This is a genomic window from Pseudoalteromonas sp. S3776 (assembly GCF_005886915.1).
Classification (GTDB): domain Bacteria; phylum Pseudomonadota; class Gammaproteobacteria; order Enterobacterales; family Alteromonadaceae; genus Pseudoalteromonas.
Map to the genome: position 1 here is coordinate 42,942 of NZ_PNCU01000056.1, position 16,782 is coordinate 59,723.

The following is a 16,782-nucleotide window of genomic DNA, read 5'->3' on the forward strand; positions in this document are numbered from 1 at the left end:
AATTATACAAACAACCCATTAATAAATTTAATAAGCATAAATAACATAAATCAAAACCGAATAAACGTAGGTCGAATAAGCGAATCGCCATTCGACCATTCACCACTTTGTTTATTTACAACCCACTCAACTTTTAAGCGCTATTCTGCTCGCTTATTACTTTCATCTGTTTCTTTTATCCTTTGCACTAAAAAGTCGACCGCCGCTTTTACCTTTGGCACTAAATAGCGCTGCTTTTGGTACAACAGATAAACGGCCATATTGGTGTTTTGCGTTATTGCTAACTCATGTTCAAACTTAAGCTCTTGTAACTCACCCGCTTCAAGGTAGGATTTAAGTGCCCACCGAGTCGACATTAAAATCCCTTCTCCGTTGCAGGCTTTTTTAGCCAGCCAATTCCCATTATTTGAAATAGCAACGGCAGGCGCTGATACGTCGTGCCATTGTTCATCTATTTTACATAACCACGGCGTAGGCCCTGAGGGTGTTTTAAAATATAGGCCACGGTGCTGCTGTAATTCCATAGCACTTTTAGGCATACCGTATTTTTGTAAATAGCCAGGCGATGCAACTGGTATAAAGCCATTATCCATAAGCTTAATTGCTAACACGCGCTCGTTAGGTGCATACCCTCCACGAATGGCTATATCAACGTCGTCACGCCCAAGGGTAGAAAGCTCATCGCTTAGGCTTACATCCAGTATAATTTCGGGATACAAAACACTAAATTCATCAAGTAGCGGCATTAAAATTTTGTCGCCAAAGCCAACCATACAACTAATTGATAATCGCCCCATGGGTGTAGTTTGATAACTGCGCACTGTTTCTTGGCTTTGCGCCAGTTGCCCCAAAATTTGCTGCATATCGTTGTAGTAAATATGCCCAACTTCGGTAAGCTTAACAATGCGGGTTGAGCGTTTTAAAAGCGTAGCGCCTAAACTTTTTTCTAAATCGGCTACTCGGCGCGACAACGACGAAGGCGGCACACCAAACGCTTTTGCTGCTTTAGTAAAACTGCCTGTTTCGACTACTTTTATAAAATACCGTATGGCTTTTAGTTGATCCATGCTGCCTCTGTGTTAAGTAAGCTTTATTATTGCCTTAAAGGCAAAAGTGATTCGCATTTTCCCCTATATGTAAGCAAATTAAAACAAGTAATAATAACCTTAACTTATCTACACGCTTTAATTTATTTAACGCCAATAGTTAAAGCTTAAAACCAAAGGCTACATTATGATTACTTTGCACGGCTTCGCAGCTAGTAACTATTACAACTTGGTTAAGCATGTACTTTTACACAAAGAGCTGCCATTTAATGAGCACCTCATATACAACAACGACGAGCAGTTTTTAGCTGTAAACCCTATGGGAAAAGTACCGGCTATTACCACCGCTGATGGGCTAAATATTGCAGAGTCGAGCGTTATTTGCGACTACCTTGAAGAAACCTACCCAAGCAACACGCTATACCCTGAAGATTCAGCCGAACGTGCTTTTGTTCGCCAACTTATGAAAACAAGTGAGCTTTACTTTGAATTACCAAGCAGACGCTTGATCCCGTATGTATTTACAGGCTCACCTGCCCCTGAACACGTGAAAGACGACATTCGCAAATTATTAACGCGCGGTGTAAACGCCCTTTGTGAATTAACGCATTTTTCGCCGTGGATAGCAGGCGAGCAATTTAGCATGGCAGATATTTACGTTTACTACGTAAATACAGTGGTTAACGCATTTACGCCAAAAGAGCTTAACTGGGATGTACTGGCCGAAATCCCAGGTATGAAAGAATGGCAAGCAAAAATGAGCCAATCGACCATTGCTCAGCAAATAGAGGCAGATCGCCAAGCAAATATGCCTGAGTTTATGCAAAAAGTAACAGCACAAATACAGGCAGCTCAAAGCAAGTAATTACGCTATACGCTACCCATTCTCAATTTATAGGAACAATATTATGACAGATACAAATACACAACTTACTTCAACAATTAACAACGACAACACCCTAACGCTTGCTATAAAAAATATAGATATGCCAACACCACAGGCCGATGAAGTGGTAGTACGTATAGAAGCCGCACCGCTGAACCCATCTGATTTAGGTGTGCTATTTAGCGCAGCCGATATGAGCACAGCAAAACAAACGGGAACTGATCACAGCCCTGTTATTACAGCAAATGTACCTGCGCAATTTATGCCATCGCTTGAAAAACGCGTAGGCAAAGCTGTACCCGTAGGTAATGAAGGTGCTGGTACAGTAGTGGCTGCGGGTTCATCGCCAGCGGCACAAGCATTAATGGGTAAAACTGTGGCTGTTATTGGTGGTGGTACGTATCGTCAGTATTTATGTACTAAAGTACAAAGCTGTTTAGAATTAAAAGAAGGCACTACCGCTAAAGAGGGAGCGTCGTCTTTTGTAAACCCGCTTACCGCACTAGCCATGGTAGAAACCATGCGCGCCGAGGGTCATAAAGCCATTATTCATGCAGCAGCGGCTTCTAATTTAGGGCAAATGTTAAACCGCATTTGTATTGCCGATGGCGTTGATTTAATTAATATTGTACGCAAGCCAGAGCAAGAAACCCTACTGCGTAATATGGGCGCTAAATACGTTGTAAATTCAAGCAGTGATACGTTTATTGACGATTTAACAGCGGCCATTATTAAAACTGGCGCGACTATTTCGTTTGATCCAATTGGTGGCGGCCAATTAACAAGCGATATACTAAACTGTATGGAAGTAGCGGCCGCACGCGATATGAAAGAACATAGCCTATATGGCTCAGACACGTTTAAACAAGCATATATATACGGTGCGTTAGATCGCGGGCCTATTACACTTAATCGTAATTTTGGTTTTGCATGGGCTGTAAGTGGCTTTTTACTATTTAATGCCTTAGGAAAATTAGGCACTGAAACTGTAATGAAAATGCGTAAACGTGTAGCAGATGAAATAACAACCACCTTTGCAAGCAATTATACACATGAGGTTACCCTCGCTGAGGTATTAAAACTGGAGTCAATTGCCGCTTATTCTAAACAAGCCACTGGCGAAAAATTCTTAGTTAAACCACACGCTTAATTATAACCTACACCCTTATAAAGCAGATACTTATAGCAGTATCTGCTTTATAAATACACATGCTAATCACAGGCTAGCTGTGAGGTTAATGCACAGTATAAAGCCTCTCATCACAGTTTATTAAAACCCTTCATAAAATCATCACAAAAACGTAACTTACTGAATGTTTACACATTGTTTGCACCTTCTATTTTTATAGTTTTGCGACGTTAATAAAATAAAAAAGATCGCATCAATGAACATAAAACCCATGCTATTTTATTCAGTTATTGCCTCTACTGCCTTTTTGTATGGTTGTGGTGGTAGCGAACAAAGTAGCGACACCAACTCAGAGCAAAGCACTGATCAAACTGAAATAACCAACAGCACCGGCACACTCGTTATAAACGAAATTGTTGCAAGCCCAAGTGATACCACCTACGACTGGATAGAACTCTACGCCACTGCAGACATAGCCGATTTATCGGTATTTTCGCTTGTTGATGATAACGCCAACAGAGAGCCCCAAGCTTTACCTGCCGTTTCGCTTTCGCAAGGTGAGTTTATTGTTATTCAAGCCATTGATGAAACCAACACACCGCCCGACAACGGCTATTACGTAACCTTTAAATTAGGTAGCGACGATGCAGTCACGTTATACGAGGACGACACTGCCGTCTCTGTACTTGATTGGGAAGAAGGCGAGGCCGCTGAGGGCTTTAGCTACGGCTTATACACCGATGGTACCGGCACAGCGCAAACATTAACGCCAACAGAAGGCGCAGCTAACCAAACAGCCGACACCTCTACACTTGTTACAACCCTAATTGCTGAAGATGCCCCACTGCGTATAAACGAAGTAGTAGCTAAAGATAGCAGCGGCGGTGAGGACTGGATAGAACTTTATGCAACGGGTAACACTGATGTTTACCTAGCAGACTACACCCTGAGTGATGACAGTAACGAGCAGTTTGCATTGCCTGATATTACGTTATCGCCCGGTGAGTTTTACCGTATTTACGCAAGTACCGACGATTTAGATGACCTGCCAAGCGTAGCGTTTAAGTTGGGCTCAAGTGATACCGTAAGCCTATACAGTAACAACGTAATTATAGAACAACTCGCTTGGAAAAAAGGCCAAGCACTAAGTGGTTACAGTTATGGCCGCTATCCAGATGGCAGCGATGCAACTGCGGTATTAACTCCAACAGAGCTTAGCCAAAACAGCAAAGCAACTCACGGGCCACTCGTTATTAACGAAGTGGTGGCAAGCACCGCAGACGATGGCAACGACTGGTTTGAGCTATACAATAACAGCGACAATACAATTAACTTAGCCAACTACCAAGTTATTGATGAAAGCGACGATATAGACCCAGTAACCCTTCCCGACATAGATTTATACGCAGGCCAATACATTACTATTTATGCCACCGACGAAGATCCAGGCACTTACTACGTACCCTTTAAGCTAGGCAAAGAAGACGAGCTAAGCCTAATGCTCAACGACGAAGTAATTGACTACATTGATTGGGACGAGAGCGATGTAGCCACGGGCTTTAGTTACGGCCTAAGTAACAGTACCGATTTTACTCATGCGTTTTTAACACCTACCCCAAGTAGTGAAAATACAGTTGCAAACGCATTTACACCCACAGCTGTTAATACGCTTTCTATTACAATTACCGACGAAAACTGGCAAGACATCCTAGACAACCCACTGGACGAGGAATACCACGAAACCAGTATTACCTTTAACGGGGTAACGCTAGACAGCGTGGCAATTCGTACTAAAGGCGGCTCTAGTTTAAGCACCGTAGCTAACTCAAGCAGTGACCGCTACAGCTTTAAGGTTGATATTAACGAATACGTGTCGGGGCAAACCTTTTTTGGGCTGAAAAAATTTACATTACAAAACTCGTTTAACGACCCGTCGTACATGCGTGAAGTAATCGCCTACGACCTAATGGACGAAATGGGTGTACCTACCCCTGAGCATGCTTACGTTAATTTTTATGTAAACGGGGAGCTATTTGGTTTGTACTTAATGGTAGAGGCCATTGATAGTGAGTTTTTAGAAAAACACTTTGCCAACAGTAATGGCGATTTATACAAACCAGATGGCACAGGCAGTGATTTGCTATGGCTAGGCGACGACATACATAGCTATACGGATATAAACCTACAAACCAACGAAGAGAGCACCGATAACGGCGCATTTATTAACTTTGTAGAATCGCTCGATGCCGGCGAAACCAACGCCATAGATGAAGATACATTACTGCGTTATATGTCGGTAAGCACTTCTTTATCTAACCTTGATAGTTACCACGGTACACTTGCTCATAACTATTATATTTATGATCAAGACGGTGTATTTAGTATTTTGCCATGGGATTTTAACGAATCATTCGGCACCTTTAATATGGACTGTAACAGCGTAGATATAAGAGAGCTTTATATAGATGAGCCCGTAAGTGGCGCATTAAATGAACGCCCAATGCTTGCTAATGTATTTGCTGATCAAAATAACCTTGATACATACCACAGTTACTTAACACAGCTTATTAATGGCTCACTTTCAAGCGACACCTTTAGTGCCCGCGTAAATGAAATAGCCGACCTAATTCGTGAGCACGTACAAAACGACCCTACCAGTTTTTATGGCTCAGATTACTTTGAGCAAAACCTCACATCAACTACAGGGCAGTTTTATGGCTTAACGTCGTTTATGCAGTACCGCGTAGCAAATATGGCCGCGCAGCTTGATGGCTCATTACCTTCAGCTGGCGACGGCAGCGGATTTTGCGCTAGATAATAATCCATCCTTTTAGCAGTACCTGCATGCACCCATGCAGGTACTGCAATTTATTACTTTGTAATTTAATAATCTGAGAAAATTATGACCATTCAAACTCAAATTAAGGATGAATTTTTTGAAAAGGATGCTTCAGCCTCATCTGCAGTACTGACTGCAATAAATGCAAAAACTAAACCCGCCACAATTGCAAAAACGCAGTCAACCGATGCGCTTTCAATACAGGTTAAAAATCTACTCACCCCATTTGAAGGTTATGGGTTAAACGATCTTAATAACGCTAATTTAATGAACCGTGTAGACAGCAAGTTTATGTTGCCACTGTCTTTTTTACCGGAGTTACTCGCTCACCTTCAAGGTCATTACCGTGTGCTAGATATACAAGGAAAACGATTTTTTTCTTATTATAATCAGTATTTTGACACCCCTAAACTTGATTTATATACAGCCCACCATAACGGAAAGCTTAATCGCTATAAAGTACGCCAAAGGCGTTACGTTGATACAGCTACCGAATACCTAGAAGTAAAACTAAAAAACAACCAAAGCAGAACCGTTAAAACACGTATTAAGCTCTCCCAAGGTAACAACCAGCAAACAGATTGCGCGGCTTTCCTAAAAGAGCAAATGCAAAACAATTTTGCTGATTTAAACATAAGCCAACAAAGTGGTTATAACCGCATAGCCCTAGCTAACGAAGAAAAAGCAGAGCGCTTAACGCTTGATTTTAACCTGTGGTACAACACCCCAAAAGGCGATAACAAAATAACCTTACCGGGCTTTTTTATTGCCGAGCTTAAACAAAATAAAAAAACAAAACACTCGCCATTTTATAAGCTCATGAGTAAACACCACATATTCCCGGCATCGTTTAGTAAATACTGCATTGGCTGCGCTTTGCTCTACCCCGAGCGCTTAAAAGTAAACCGCTTTAAACCTGTTTTAGCCCGTTTAAAACACCTTAACCGCACTAACCCGCTTTTACCTTTAGAGAATAATTAAAATGACAAAATTAGATCTTATTTTTCTTTCCCGCTTTTTAGTAAACATCCTATCGCTGGCTGTACTTTGCTATGGCTGTTACTTTCGGATTAGTAAAAATGCAGTGGTGGCAGGCTCATTTATTTTATTTGGTGTAGGTGTTTTTATTATCACCTTTTTGCTGCACGACGTTGATATGTCGATGGAATTTGCATTTGGCCTATTTGCTGTATTTACCATGCTAAGGTACCGCACTGAGTCTATTTCTATTAAAGAGATGACCTACCTATTCCTTGTTACTGCCATTGCTTTACTGACCTCTGTAGGGCAAATGAGCCTAATTGAGCTAAGCATTCTTAATGGCATAATTTGCTTAATTGCCTTTTTGATTGACTCAAGCGTATTTGTAAAACGCTACGAAGTACAAAGCGTTTGCTACGAACGCATTGAAAACATAACCCCGCAAAACCAAGCCACACTGATCAGCGATTTAAAGCAGCGCACGGGTCTAAACGTCGTTGCCGTAGATATAGAACACATCGACTTTTTAAGAGACGTAGCGCAACTAAAAGTAAGTTACTTAGCCGAAAAACAAACAAAGGTAGCCTAACATGAGCTCTAAATTAACTATTACTTATGCGGCACTTTCAGCACTTTGCTTTGTTAGTAATGCAAGTTTTGCCAAAATTAACGACGATATAGATTTAAGTGGCTATATCATGCTCGACTACAACAAATTTGATACCGCATTATTAGAGGATCAATACGACAGCAACAGCTCAGAAAGCACCTCTGAAATACGCCGTGCTCGCCTAAGTTTTAAATCAGACATAAGCAAAGACTGGAAAAGTAAATTTCAACTTGGCTTTGCCGATGGCGAAACCGAAATAAAAGACGCTTACTTAAAATACTCTGGTTGGAAATATGCCGATTTAACCATAGGCCAGCAAAAAGAAGGCTTTGGCCTAGAAAAACTAACTAGCTCTCGTAATTTATTAATGCTTGAGCGCAGCATGATAAGTGAAGCATTTTCACCAGGGCGTAGTTTAGGCATTAGCCTATCGGGAGACATAGCCTCAGTAAATTGGCAACTAGGCTATTACGAGCCCGACGAAAACGAAGCAACGTCTGCTATTACAGGGCGCGTAGCTTGGGTGCCATGGCAGCAAGATACTAACTTATTACACCTTGGGGTTGCATTTAGTGAAAGGCAGTACGATGGCAACGAATTTAGAGTAAATGAACCACTTGAAGTTTATACCGCCGACTCATTAATAGAAGGCGATAAAATTAATGCCGATAGCCTTTCGCAACAAGGCGTAGAGCTACTATGGCTTAAAGACAGATTTACCATGATGGCCGAGTGGCAACAAGCACAAGTAACCAGTATTGAAAATACAACTAACGATTACGAAGGCGGCTATTTGCAATTTGGTTATCAGCTATCGGGCGGATACCGAAAATATAAAAACGCAAAACTAGGCGCAAGCTCAGAGCCAGGCTGGGAACTTACAGGCCGCTACAGCTTACTAAAACTCAAGCAAGAAAACCAAGACGCAAAAACCTACGCCCTTGGCGTTAACTACACCGTAAACAAAAACATAAAATTTATGGCCGACTACATTAAAGCCGATTACTTTGAGGCGGGCGGTACTATCACATCAGGCAACGCAATCTCATTAAGGCTGCAATATTCGTTTTAATGCGCTTTGCGTGTTTAGTCGGTTAGGCTAAAACATTAAAACTCCGGTGTTCAACGTTACGTTTAACACCGGGGGTTTGTAGTTACTTAATAAATAACATTTAAGCTAGTTTATAAATACTAATCACCAGCATCAACAAATTGTATTGGGTAATCCATATCGCCGCTGCGGTTAATACTATTACACAGGTTTTTATTAAAACTGGTCAGTGATGGGTCGATGTGATGCTCATTCACTACAATACCATCACTTCGCCTTTTAACCTCAATAGATCCGATTGTTTTAATCGCTGATAAATCATCGCCTACGTTTTTAAATATAAAATACTCTATGTGTTCAGCAATAGATTCCGCATTTACGATATCTCCCTTAACGGCAGGGACTTGATAGTTAACACCATTACACGTTAAATCATAAACCCTTACTAATTCTAGCTCGTCAGCTCCTTGCATATCAGCAATAACTTTAATAGTGGGCTGCGTTGTTGTTTCAAGCAAGTATTGTGTTGCACTCATTTCGCTTAAAGAAAACGAATCAGCGCTTTTAGCTATAGAACAGCCTGTCAATAGAGTAAAATACGCTATAAAAGGTACTGTTATTGATAATTTGGTTTTAATTGGGAGTCCTATCAGTATGGAGTTTTTACAGCGATTAAGAAATATAGTCCAAATAAAAAAATTAATTATAATTGATCTAAACGAATACGGAGATCCAATTTTTGCAGATATGAGCGTTTTTGAACTTTTTTCTAATCTACCTACACTGGCAGGGCAAATGCCAAATTCTGAAGGTCACTTTTATTACGCAGAACCCACAAATATAAGTGATAAACGTCGAAATACATTAGCTAACGAGCTTTATGCTTTAGGTTTACGCTAATGAGTAGAAAACTAATAGCAAATACCCTTCTTTTAGCCGCTATTTTATTAATAGCGACTACAGAAACGTATTTAGTCATTACATTCAAAAGCTTTATTTTAGCCGGTAAAGGAATGGGAATTTACGGAGTATTCTTATATTTCATTATACTTATCATCAGCTCTGTTTTATGGTTTTTCTCGTACCGTGTTAGCAAAAATAAACTTCAAGCATTAATATTTTGGCTTTCAGCATTAATGCTTAGTCCTGTCATTATATTTCAGTCTGTATGGTGGTCTGCCCCACTTTAATAAATAAGAAATAAGCTAGACACTCTCTATGAGAACATTTGCAATATTAGGTTTTAAGTAATAAATGCTTTATCTACCACAGCGGATAAATTACAAACCTCGCTATATTCTTTCTCATTTGAGCTTAAAACAGGGCTTTATATAAGGCGAGGCTTTGATAAGTGAATTTCCAATAGGAAGTTGGAATATTTCCCCATTCAATACTGGAATTAAGCTAATTTCTCAATTAACGCTGGAAGAGATCACCCGTACGTTGCTAGCCACTCAAGTACATTAAAGGTTTAAGGATATAGTTAATTTGATAGGCGTACTCTGGCAAACTTTGCTAGTGCAGCATCAGCAGGCACTGATAAACCTTGATGTATTAAGTCAAGATTTGACCCCTTTAACCCCACAGCCAGAAACTGGACTAACATTGGTACTAAACGATGACTGAGGCGAAAGCCAAGGGCCTTAATTAATCATCAATAATGCTTAATTAAACTGCCTAAATTCATATGGGTGACTGGTGCATATTCACACCAATCGACGTTCATTACTAGGTGCGTAGCCATATTTAAATTGAGTTTAAAAATAACAACACTTGGTTTTTTGAATAAAAAGATCAAGAAAACACAGCTGCCTGCTTGACCGGAACTTTCTAATGGGTGACCCCTTTAACCTGTCTTTCTAGGTTGGGTATATCTAGGGATTTTAGCCTCCTCAAAGTGATGAGGAGGTGTCCACTAAAACGGGTGAGGAGCATTGTCCTTGTTTAACAGCTTGTTAGCTGCAATTATGACCAGGCACATATTGCCAAGTAGGCGAACTAAACCAATTACCAGGATCAATTTCGCTTTCTGGTTGAAGCCAATGTACACCATCTTCTAGCGCATCCTCTTGAAGAGAATATTTACCTGAAAGTAAATCAGATGTGAATGTTTCAATATAATTCTCTACTGATTCAGCAAGTTTGAGAGCTATATTATGGTCATAGTCTATTAAAATTACTTGCCCATAAGTACCATTAATGTCGGGATCGAGATCTACGCATATTAAACAGGTTCCCGAATCATCACCAATAGGAACCCTTAACTTTCCAAAGCTATAACCTGCTTTGATACCATCATCTGAATAGCTTAAATTGGTTTTATCATTAGGTAGTTCAAATTCCGTAATTTGACTAATTGTTTGCTCTATTGAAATGAATGGCATGCCGTACGCAAAATTAGCAAACATATCTGGATTTATTCCATTATACGTTTGATATAAAGTACAAAAGCTTTCAGGTAAATTTTTACCTACTAAAATCTCCAGTTCTTTAATTTTATCTGTCGATGCAGGTTCTTGAAGCGCCTCTACAATTTTAGGTGCATGATTCGATAACCATTCCGTTGCTTTTTCTAACATATATACTCTCCAGTTGAACCCAAATCTATTGCAGCTAACGCCCACTTAAGCGGACAAAAATAGTGGGCTAAAATTTTGTTGAGGAACGAAACATAGCCCGCTGTTTTTGTTCCGATTTGAAGTGCTTGTTATAAGCCCTTTTTGTAGGCCTTAGCTAACTCGCTAAAAAGTAATTTTCTTTTGTCTAGCAGTTTACTTCTGACTGCATTCATATCACTTTCTTTTAGTGAGGTATTACCATCGTAGTATTTTCTGCGAAGTTCTTTTAAGAACTCTCCATAATCACGTATTTGACTGGAAATATCCGTTAATCCAAGCAACATGAGCTTTGATTCAGCAACCGTTAAGTTTTTAAACTGGTCAAATAAGTCATCTTTAGTTTTTACTAGTTCATCGCTTCGCTTGTCCGTTAACTCCATACCCTGATCATTATTTCTCACCCACTCAACAATTAGAGCCTAATATCGTAAAGATGCATGAGTGGTTTCTTCTATATTTGTACTTATAAGTTCTAATGAATCATAGAAACGCTTTCGAGATTCTTTCTTCCTGTCATTTCTGTGATTTAGCCAAGTAACCAGAAATGTTCCTGCCAAGGTAATTAAACTACCCAAACCAATTTTTATTGCTGTATCGATTACTTCTAGTTCGGTGGTAGCCATAATACTCCTTGGGCTTATAACAATTTAATAGTGCGCTCATCGCGCATATTTCTGCCGACTTAACGCTCACTTATCTACTTTATATAGTTTTAACAAATTACCTAAGGTATTACTATTACTAAGTTTTCTAAAGTTTTTAGGTAAACTTAAATAATCCAATTTGCGCGCAGCGCTCATTTTCATGAATATATGCGCAAAGTGCAGTTTAACCAATCAATTAACGACGATATTTAGCCAATCTCAATGACCTGTTATCGCTCATAAAGGCCTTACTACATTTTTAGCATAAGATAGCTTGGCTTGTGCGGGCACTCTTTTAATACGTGCTACAACATTCAACCGCAATGCATACCGTATTAAATCAAAAAAGATAAGTATGAAATTTTAATTTGGAATCTCTATTTAATGCTTTAATTAGGTAAAGCCTAAAAACCACATTCTATTCCCTATGAAGAGAAGCCTATGAGAAAAACCCAAATAAGGAACACAATACCATTACTACAAGCCTTGCCACATATAGCTCTTCATTCCAGATGTGTGAGAAACCATTCCAAAACTGAATGAGAAAGAACATTATAACGATCTTTTTTGATCAAAAAGCAGCGATTATCCGATTAAGTGCAATTTGTCATAAAACTGCAATCTAAGTAGGCGATAATTTAAACTCAAACTGTATTTTTTATAATCTAGAAGACGAAGTAAATGACCACACCTCTAGTGCGACTAACATTTGCACTGCAATCACTTGATGATCCGATGTCTGCGGCTATGAGCCACACCATGGAATACGAAAATCTTTCGGTACAAGCCAATGCGCTTCATGCAATTACATTGCAATGCGATTTGCCAGATGCTGTACATGAAGGTAATGTTATTTCGCTTAGCGCAACACATCCAAGTGCACGTGGCGCTCAGTATTTTACTGAGAACGTTATTACGCAAGCCGATTTAGAGCGCGGTTACGTTAACCTTACTTTAAACAAAATTACCCATAGCCAATGTTTTGTAATGCAGCTTATGTTGCACGGAAAATACGCTACATTAAAAAATAGCCTTCAGTTTGATATGAATATTAACGCATTTGAGGGCGGCTATAACGCGCCACTCGTAAATATCGAGCAATCAAAACCACACGGTTTTCGCCGGTATTTTGCTGGGGTAGGCTCGACCTTTTTATCATTGTTTTAAAGCGCTTTTATCAATAGCGGTTAGTCGGGAAAACTTATTTTTCCCATAGTCACTCCCGCAATACCTTGCGCGGTATTATTAAGGTGTTGCTGCTCACCTGCTAGGCATTCGTTGGCTAAAATAGCAAATAACACGGCTTCTTTAGCATCGGGATCTATTCCTAATACCTGTGTGTTTTTAAACGCCTTAAACTCTGGGCAAAGGTTTAAAAGCTGCTCCATTAATAGTGGGTTATGTATTCCACCACCACTGGCATACACCACACAATTTGCCTCGTGTTTAGCACACTGTTTTATTGCATCGCTTATTACATTAGCACTAAATGCATTGAGTGTTGCCATTACATCGTGGTGAGTTAAGTCAAGCGTATTGGTGAGTCCTTGAGCCGCTTTTAAATACGCTAAATTAAACACTTCTGGCCCTGTTGTTTTGGGCATGCTTAAATTAAAAAAGTCATCTGCGCATAATGCATGAAGTAAAGGCATATTTACTTTCCCTGCTTTTGCTATTTTTGCACCGTCGTCAAAATGCATCCCCTCAAAATATTTTTGTACATAGGCATCCATTATTGTATTACCCGGGCCAATATCAGAGCTAAATACACTGTTTGCATCACCGCTTTTGGGTAAAAAAGTTAAGTTAGCTATACCACCCATGTTAAGTAAAATACGGTTTTCAACAAGGCTTGAAAAAAACAAGTAATCGCCATATACCGCAAGTGGTGCGCCTTCGCCCCCAGCTGCTATATGTTTTTGCCTAAAATCGCCAATTGTTGTAATGCCGGTGGTAACGGCTATTTGGTCGCTATCGCCAATTTGTAATGTGCCATTAGTAAAGCCTTTATGATTATGCTGCGACTGGGGGCAGTGGTAAATGGTTTGCCCGTGACTCGCTATTACATCAATACTTGCCGGCTTTACCTGCCAAGTATGTAAGCACTGATTAACCATATCGCCATGGAGTTTACCTACCCACGGATGCAGTAAGGTTACTAGTTCTAAATCGCACTCTCGTTTGGCAAATACCTGCTTTATTTTAGTTTTATACTCGTTGTTATAGTCAACGGTGGTAAAATTTAAAACTTCAATTTGCGTATTTATACCTGCGCCCGTTACTTTACACAGTGCTACATCGAGCCCATCTAACGAGGTACCACTCATTAAACCTATAATTAAACGACTTGGTTTTTGGGCACTATTATAAAGGGCGGCTATGTGTGGGTGCATAAAGGTATCTTAAACAGGTATCATATTTTGCTTATATTAGAGTACTTTAAAACAAAGTTATAGGCGTAAACAGTTAATCTTTGTGATTGTGCAATCTCTAATTGCTTGCTAAGTTGCCTCGTATGCACCACACACTTAATTAAAACAATGATCACCCTAAGAGACTTTAAACAACAAGACGCACCACACATTATTAAAACCTTAAACGATGAACAGGTTACGCGTTTTCTATCGTCTAAAATTCCGTTTCCGTATACGCAGGCCGATGCCGATTGGTGGATAAACCAAGGCGCTAAAAATGGGATTATTAAAGCAATTATTGTAAATGAGCAATTTGCCGGGTGCATTGGCATAACGCCAGGAGAGTTTGAATATAGCCGCAGTGGCGAAATAGGCTATTGGCTTAATAATCACTTTTGGGGGCGAGGAATAATAACTCACGCAATTACACAAATTTGCGATGAGGCCTTTAAAAACTCAAACCTAAACCGTATTTTTGGCGCTGTGTTTGCTGGCAATACCGGCTCTATAAAGGCACTGACTAAATCCGGCTTTGAAGCCGAGGCCATACTAAAACAAGCTATTTATAAAGACGGTGTATTTTACGATAGCCATATTTTTAGCAAGCTAAAATAAACCATTTAGAATAAATACTCTGTAAAGGTTGAATTACCAGCCCCCCGCCCAAAACTCCTGTTATAAGATACAAATTTGTACATACATATACTGCTTAGCGCGCATTATTGTTTATGGCAATTAGGTTATTAAACGCATAAACATTCGTTAAGTGGGTTAACCCAAAAGGAGATTTTTATGTCAGCGACTAGTCGTCAACTTACTTTAGCATCACGTCCGCACGGTGCCCCAACCGATGAAAACTTTGAACTGAAATCAGTAGATTTACCAGCGCTTGAAGATGGCGAAGTACTATTACGTACTATATACCTTTCACTTGACCCTTATATGCGTGGCCGCATGAGCGATGCTAAATCGTATGCCGATCCGGTCAATGTAGGCGATGTAATGGTAGGCGCTACCGTGTGCCAAGTAGAAGAGTCTAAAAACGATAAATTTAGCGAAGGTGAATGGGTGCTTGCCTACACTGGTTGGCAAAGTTACGCCATTAGTAATGGTGAAGGCTTAATGCAATTAGGTAAAGAGCCAGAGAACCCTTCGTATGCACTGGGTATTTTGGGTATGCCAGGCTTTACAGCGTACATGGGGTTACTAGATATTGGCGCACCTAAAGAAGGTGAAACTGTTGTAGTAGCCGCCGCTACAGGGCCGGTTGGTGCAACCGTTGGCCAAATAGCTAAAATTAAAGGCTGTAAAGTGGTAGGCGTTGCTGGTGGCAGTGAAAAATGTAGCCACGCAGTTGAAAAGCTAGGCTTTGATGATTGTATTGATCACAAAGCCGATGACTTTGCAGAGCAACTAGAAAAAGCCTGTGATAACGGCATAGATGTTTATTACGAAAATGTGGGCGGTAAAGTGTTTGATGCCGTATTGCCTCTACTTAATACCGCAGCCCGTGTTCCACTATGTGGTTTAGTATCACAATATAATTCTACCAGCCTGCCTGAGGGCCCTGATCGTATGGGCATGCTAATGGGCCAATTACTGACCAAGCGTATTAAAATGCAGGGCTTTATTATTTTTGACGATTACGGCCATCGCTACGACGAATTTGCGCAAGACATGCAAAAATGGCTTAAAGAAGGCAAAGTACAATACCGCGAGCACATGGTAGAAGGTATTGAGAACACTGTAAGCGCATTTAACGATATGCTTAATGGTAAAAACTTTGGTAAAACCGTGGTTAAAATTAACGAGCCTCTTTAAATTTTACAAAGCGTTACTGCACACGCAGTAACGCCAACAAGGACTGACATGATAAAACTACACCATTTAAATAAATCCCGTTCTAAACGTATTATTTGGCTTTTAGAAGAGCTAGATGTTGATTACGAAATTATGGCATACCAGCGCAATACCGAGACTTTTTTAGCACCTGACGAACTTAAAAAAGTTCATCAATTAGGTAAATCGCCTGTTATTGAAGACGATGGTTTAATTGTTACTGAATCTGGCGCTATTACCGACTACTTAATTACTAAATACGGTAACGGAAAATTTGCGCCAAAAGCAGGCACCGCTGAATATGTAGATTATCAACAATGGTTACACTTTGCGGAAAGCTCAGCTATTTTGCCATTACTACTTAAAATGTTTGTTTTAAAAGATGGCGCTAAAACAACCTTTTTAGAAAATTACGCAGACGCAGAAACCGTGAAAGTAATTAGCTACTTTAACGACCGACTGCAAGGTAAACGTTACTTAGTAGGCGACACCTTAACTGGTGCCGATATTATGATGTCGTTTATTGTAGAAATAGTTAAAAACTCAGGCCAGCTTGCGCACTTTAAACACCTTGTAAAATACGATGAGCAATTACAAAGCCATGAGAAGTTTCATACGGCTAATGAACTAGAAGCTAAATACGATTAAGTACAAAACACAGATAAACCAAAGGGGCTTTTAAGCCCCTTTTTTAATGGATCTGCTTTAATAATTCCCAACCAATG

At 39.9% G+C, this 16,782-nt stretch carries 19 protein-coding genes; 13 read left to right on the forward strand and 6 right to left on the reverse strand.

Features of this window, described 5'->3' with window-relative positions:
- Positions 1-140: 140 nt before the first annotated feature.
- Complete coding sequence (locus CWC16_RS17160; RefSeq protein WP_138542399.1) at positions 141-1,067, reverse strand: LysR family transcriptional regulator; 927 nt, start codon at positions 1,065-1,067, stop codon at positions 141-143.
- Positions 1,068-1,233: 166 nt separating this feature from the next.
- Between CWC16_RS17160 and CWC16_RS17165 the strand changes: the two genes are divergently transcribed.
- The 6 genes from CWC16_RS17165 to CWC16_RS17190 all read left to right on the forward strand — a co-directional run bounded on the left by CWC16_RS17165 (position 1,234) and on the right by CWC16_RS17190 (position 8,563).
- On the forward strand, positions 1,234-1,911 hold the full coding sequence (locus CWC16_RS17165; RefSeq protein ID WP_138542400.1) for a glutathione S-transferase family protein: 678 nt from the start codon (positions 1,234-1,236) through the stop codon (positions 1,909-1,911).
- A gap of 43 nt (positions 1,912-1,954) precedes the next feature.
- On the forward strand, positions 1,955-3,082 hold the full coding sequence (locus CWC16_RS17170; RefSeq protein WP_138542401.1) for a zinc-binding dehydrogenase: 1,128 nt from the start codon (positions 1,955-1,957) through the stop codon (positions 3,080-3,082).
- Positions 3,083-3,317: 235 nt separating this feature from the next.
- Entirely contained in the window at positions 3,318-5,879 is a 2,562-nt protein-coding gene (locus CWC16_RS17175) for a CotH kinase family protein (RefSeq protein WP_138542402.1), read from the forward strand.
- 84 nt (positions 5,880-5,963) lie between these two features.
- Positions 5,964-6,881: a polyphosphate polymerase domain-containing protein gene (locus CWC16_RS17180; protein WP_138542403.1), complete on the forward strand. Its 918-nt coding sequence runs from the start codon at positions 5,964-5,966 to the stop codon at positions 6,879-6,881.
- A 1-nt stretch (position 6,882) separates the two neighbouring features.
- Entirely contained in the window at positions 6,883-7,470 is a 588-nt protein-coding gene (locus CWC16_RS17185) for a DUF4956 domain-containing protein (RefSeq protein ID WP_138542404.1), read from the forward strand.
- Position 7,471: 1 nt separating this feature from the next.
- Positions 7,472-8,563 (forward strand): OprO/OprP family phosphate-selective porin, encoded by a 1,092-nt coding sequence (locus CWC16_RS17190; RefSeq protein ID WP_138542405.1) that lies wholly within the window; start codon positions 7,472-7,474, stop codon positions 8,561-8,563.
- A 119-nt stretch (positions 8,564-8,682) separates the two neighbouring features.
- On the opposite strand, the gene CWC16_RS17195 is transcribed toward CWC16_RS17190, so the two are convergent.
- Complete coding sequence (locus CWC16_RS17195; RefSeq protein WP_138542406.1) at positions 8,683-9,078, reverse strand: hypothetical protein; 396 nt, start codon at positions 9,076-9,078, stop codon at positions 8,683-8,685.
- 118 nt (positions 9,079-9,196) lie between these two features.
- Between CWC16_RS17195 and CWC16_RS17200 the strand changes: the two genes are divergently transcribed.
- The 3 genes from CWC16_RS17200 to CWC16_RS19920 all read left to right on the forward strand — a co-directional run bounded on the left by CWC16_RS17200 (position 9,197) and on the right by CWC16_RS19920 (position 10,168).
- Positions 9,197-9,442: a hypothetical protein gene (locus CWC16_RS17200; RefSeq protein ID WP_138542407.1), complete on the forward strand. Its 246-nt coding sequence runs from the start codon at positions 9,197-9,199 to the stop codon at positions 9,440-9,442.
- Positions 9,442-9,732 carry a hypothetical protein gene (locus CWC16_RS17205; RefSeq protein ID WP_138542408.1) on the forward strand — a complete coding sequence of 97 codons (291 nt, stop codon included), beginning with the start codon at positions 9,442-9,444 and terminating at the stop codon, positions 9,730-9,732. The genes CWC16_RS17200 and CWC16_RS17205 overlap by 1 nt, the downstream gene beginning before the upstream one ends.
- 298 nt (positions 9,733-10,030) lie before the next feature.
- Complete coding sequence (locus tag CWC16_RS19920) at positions 10,031-10,168, forward strand: hypothetical protein (RefSeq protein ID WP_171037680.1); 138 nt, start codon at positions 10,031-10,033, stop codon at positions 10,166-10,168.
- A gap of 329 nt (positions 10,169-10,497) precedes the next feature.
- Here the strand turns inward: CWC16_RS19920 and CWC16_RS17210 are convergent, their stop codons facing one another.
- The 3 genes from CWC16_RS17210 to CWC16_RS17220 form a co-directional block, all read right to left on the reverse strand.
- Positions 10,498-11,121: an SMI1/KNR4 family protein gene (locus CWC16_RS17210; RefSeq protein ID WP_138542409.1), complete on the reverse strand. Its 624-nt coding sequence runs from the start codon at positions 11,119-11,121 to the stop codon at positions 10,498-10,500.
- Positions 11,122-11,249: 128 nt separating this feature from the next.
- Positions 11,250-11,540 (reverse strand): hypothetical protein, encoded by a 291-nt coding sequence (locus tag CWC16_RS17215; RefSeq protein ID WP_138542410.1) that lies wholly within the window; start codon positions 11,538-11,540, stop codon positions 11,250-11,252.
- Positions 11,541-11,579: 39 nt separating this feature from the next.
- The gene (locus CWC16_RS17220; protein WP_138542411.1) at positions 11,580-11,783 is read right to left on the reverse strand and encodes a hypothetical protein; all 204 of its coding nucleotides are present in this window, start codon (positions 11,781-11,783) and stop codon (positions 11,580-11,582) included.
- 702 nt (positions 11,784-12,485) lie between these two features.
- Here CWC16_RS17220 and CWC16_RS17225 point away from each other — a divergent pair.
- Entirely contained in the window at positions 12,486-12,971 is a 486-nt protein-coding gene (locus CWC16_RS17225) for a hypothetical protein (protein ID WP_138542412.1), read from the forward strand.
- A gap of 20 nt (positions 12,972-12,991) precedes the next feature.
- Here CWC16_RS17225 and CWC16_RS17230 read toward each other — a convergent pair whose 3' ends face one another.
- Positions 12,992-14,197 (reverse strand): anhydro-N-acetylmuramic acid kinase, encoded by a 1,206-nt coding sequence (locus CWC16_RS17230; protein WP_138542413.1) that lies wholly within the window; start codon positions 14,195-14,197, stop codon positions 12,992-12,994.
- A 147-nt stretch (positions 14,198-14,344) separates the two neighbouring features.
- Between CWC16_RS17230 and CWC16_RS17235 the strand changes: the two genes are divergently transcribed.
- The 3 genes from CWC16_RS17235 to CWC16_RS17245 all read left to right on the forward strand — a co-directional run bounded on the left by CWC16_RS17235 (position 14,345) and on the right by CWC16_RS17245 (position 16,705).
- Positions 14,345-14,833 carry a GNAT family N-acetyltransferase gene (locus tag CWC16_RS17235; RefSeq protein ID WP_138542414.1) on the forward strand — a complete coding sequence of 163 codons (489 nt, stop codon included), beginning with the start codon at positions 14,345-14,347 and terminating at the stop codon, positions 14,831-14,833.
- A 177-nt stretch (positions 14,834-15,010) separates the two neighbouring features.
- Positions 15,011-16,039 carry an NADPH-dependent curcumin/dihydrocurcumin reductase gene (gene curA, locus CWC16_RS17240; RefSeq protein WP_138542415.1) on the forward strand — a complete coding sequence of 343 codons (1,029 nt, stop codon included), beginning with the start codon at positions 15,011-15,013 and terminating at the stop codon, positions 16,037-16,039.
- 48 nt (positions 16,040-16,087) lie between these two features.
- Positions 16,088-16,705 carry a glutathione S-transferase family protein gene (locus CWC16_RS17245; RefSeq protein WP_138542416.1) on the forward strand — a complete coding sequence of 206 codons (618 nt, stop codon included), beginning with the start codon at positions 16,088-16,090 and terminating at the stop codon, positions 16,703-16,705.
- Positions 16,706-16,782 lie beyond the last annotated feature (77 nt).

Coding starts and splice junctions, on each gene's coding strand:
- CWC16_RS17165 (WP_138542400.1), top strand. CDS start 1,234: ATGATTACTTTGCACGGCTTCGCAGCTAGTAACTATTACAACTTGGTT.
- CWC16_RS17195 (WP_138542406.1), bottom strand. CDS start 9,078: ATGAGTGCAACACAATACTTGCTTGAAACAACAACGCAGCCCACTATT.
- CWC16_RS17210 (WP_138542409.1), bottom strand. CDS start 11,121: ATGTTAGAAAAAGCAACGGAATGGTTATCGAATCATGCACCTAAAATT.
- CWC16_RS17170 (WP_138542401.1), top strand. CDS start 1,955: ATGACAGATACAAATACACAACTTACTTCAACAATTAACAACGACAAC.
- CWC16_RS17235 (WP_138542414.1), top strand. CDS start 14,345: ATGATCACCCTAAGAGACTTTAAACAACAAGACGCACCACACATTATT.
- CWC16_RS17220 (WP_138542411.1), bottom strand. CDS start 11,783: ATGGCTACCACCGAACTAGAAGTAATCGATACAGCAATAAAAATTGGT.
- CWC16_RS17245 (WP_138542416.1), top strand. CDS start 16,088: ATGATAAAACTACACCATTTAAATAAATCCCGTTCTAAACGTATTATT.
- CWC16_RS17225 (WP_138542412.1), top strand. CDS start 12,486: ATGACCACACCTCTAGTGCGACTAACATTTGCACTGCAATCACTTGAT.
- CWC16_RS17230 (WP_138542413.1), bottom strand. CDS start 14,197: ATGCACCCACACATAGCCGCCCTTTATAATAGTGCCCAAAAACCAAGT.
- curA (WP_138542415.1), top strand. CDS start 15,011: ATGTCAGCGACTAGTCGTCAACTTACTTTAGCATCACGTCCGCACGGT.
- CWC16_RS17180 (WP_138542403.1), top strand. CDS start 5,964: ATGACCATTCAAACTCAAATTAAGGATGAATTTTTTGAAAAGGATGCT.
- CWC16_RS17190 (WP_138542405.1), top strand. CDS start 7,472: ATGAGCTCTAAATTAACTATTACTTATGCGGCACTTTCAGCACTTTGC.
- CWC16_RS17185 (WP_138542404.1), top strand. CDS start 6,883: ATGACAAAATTAGATCTTATTTTTCTTTCCCGCTTTTTAGTAAACATC.
- CWC16_RS17200 (WP_138542407.1), top strand. CDS start 9,197: ATGGAGTTTTTACAGCGATTAAGAAATATAGTCCAAATAAAAAAATTA.
- CWC16_RS17160 (WP_138542399.1), bottom strand. CDS start 1,067: ATGGATCAACTAAAAGCCATACGGTATTTTATAAAAGTAGTCGAAACA.
- CWC16_RS17175 (WP_138542402.1), top strand. CDS start 3,318: ATGAACATAAAACCCATGCTATTTTATTCAGTTATTGCCTCTACTGCC.
- CWC16_RS17205 (WP_138542408.1), top strand. CDS start 9,442: ATGAGTAGAAAACTAATAGCAAATACCCTTCTTTTAGCCGCTATTTTA.
- CWC16_RS17215 (WP_138542410.1), bottom strand. CDS start 11,540: ATGGAGTTAACGGACAAGCGAAGCGATGAACTAGTAAAAACTAAAGAT.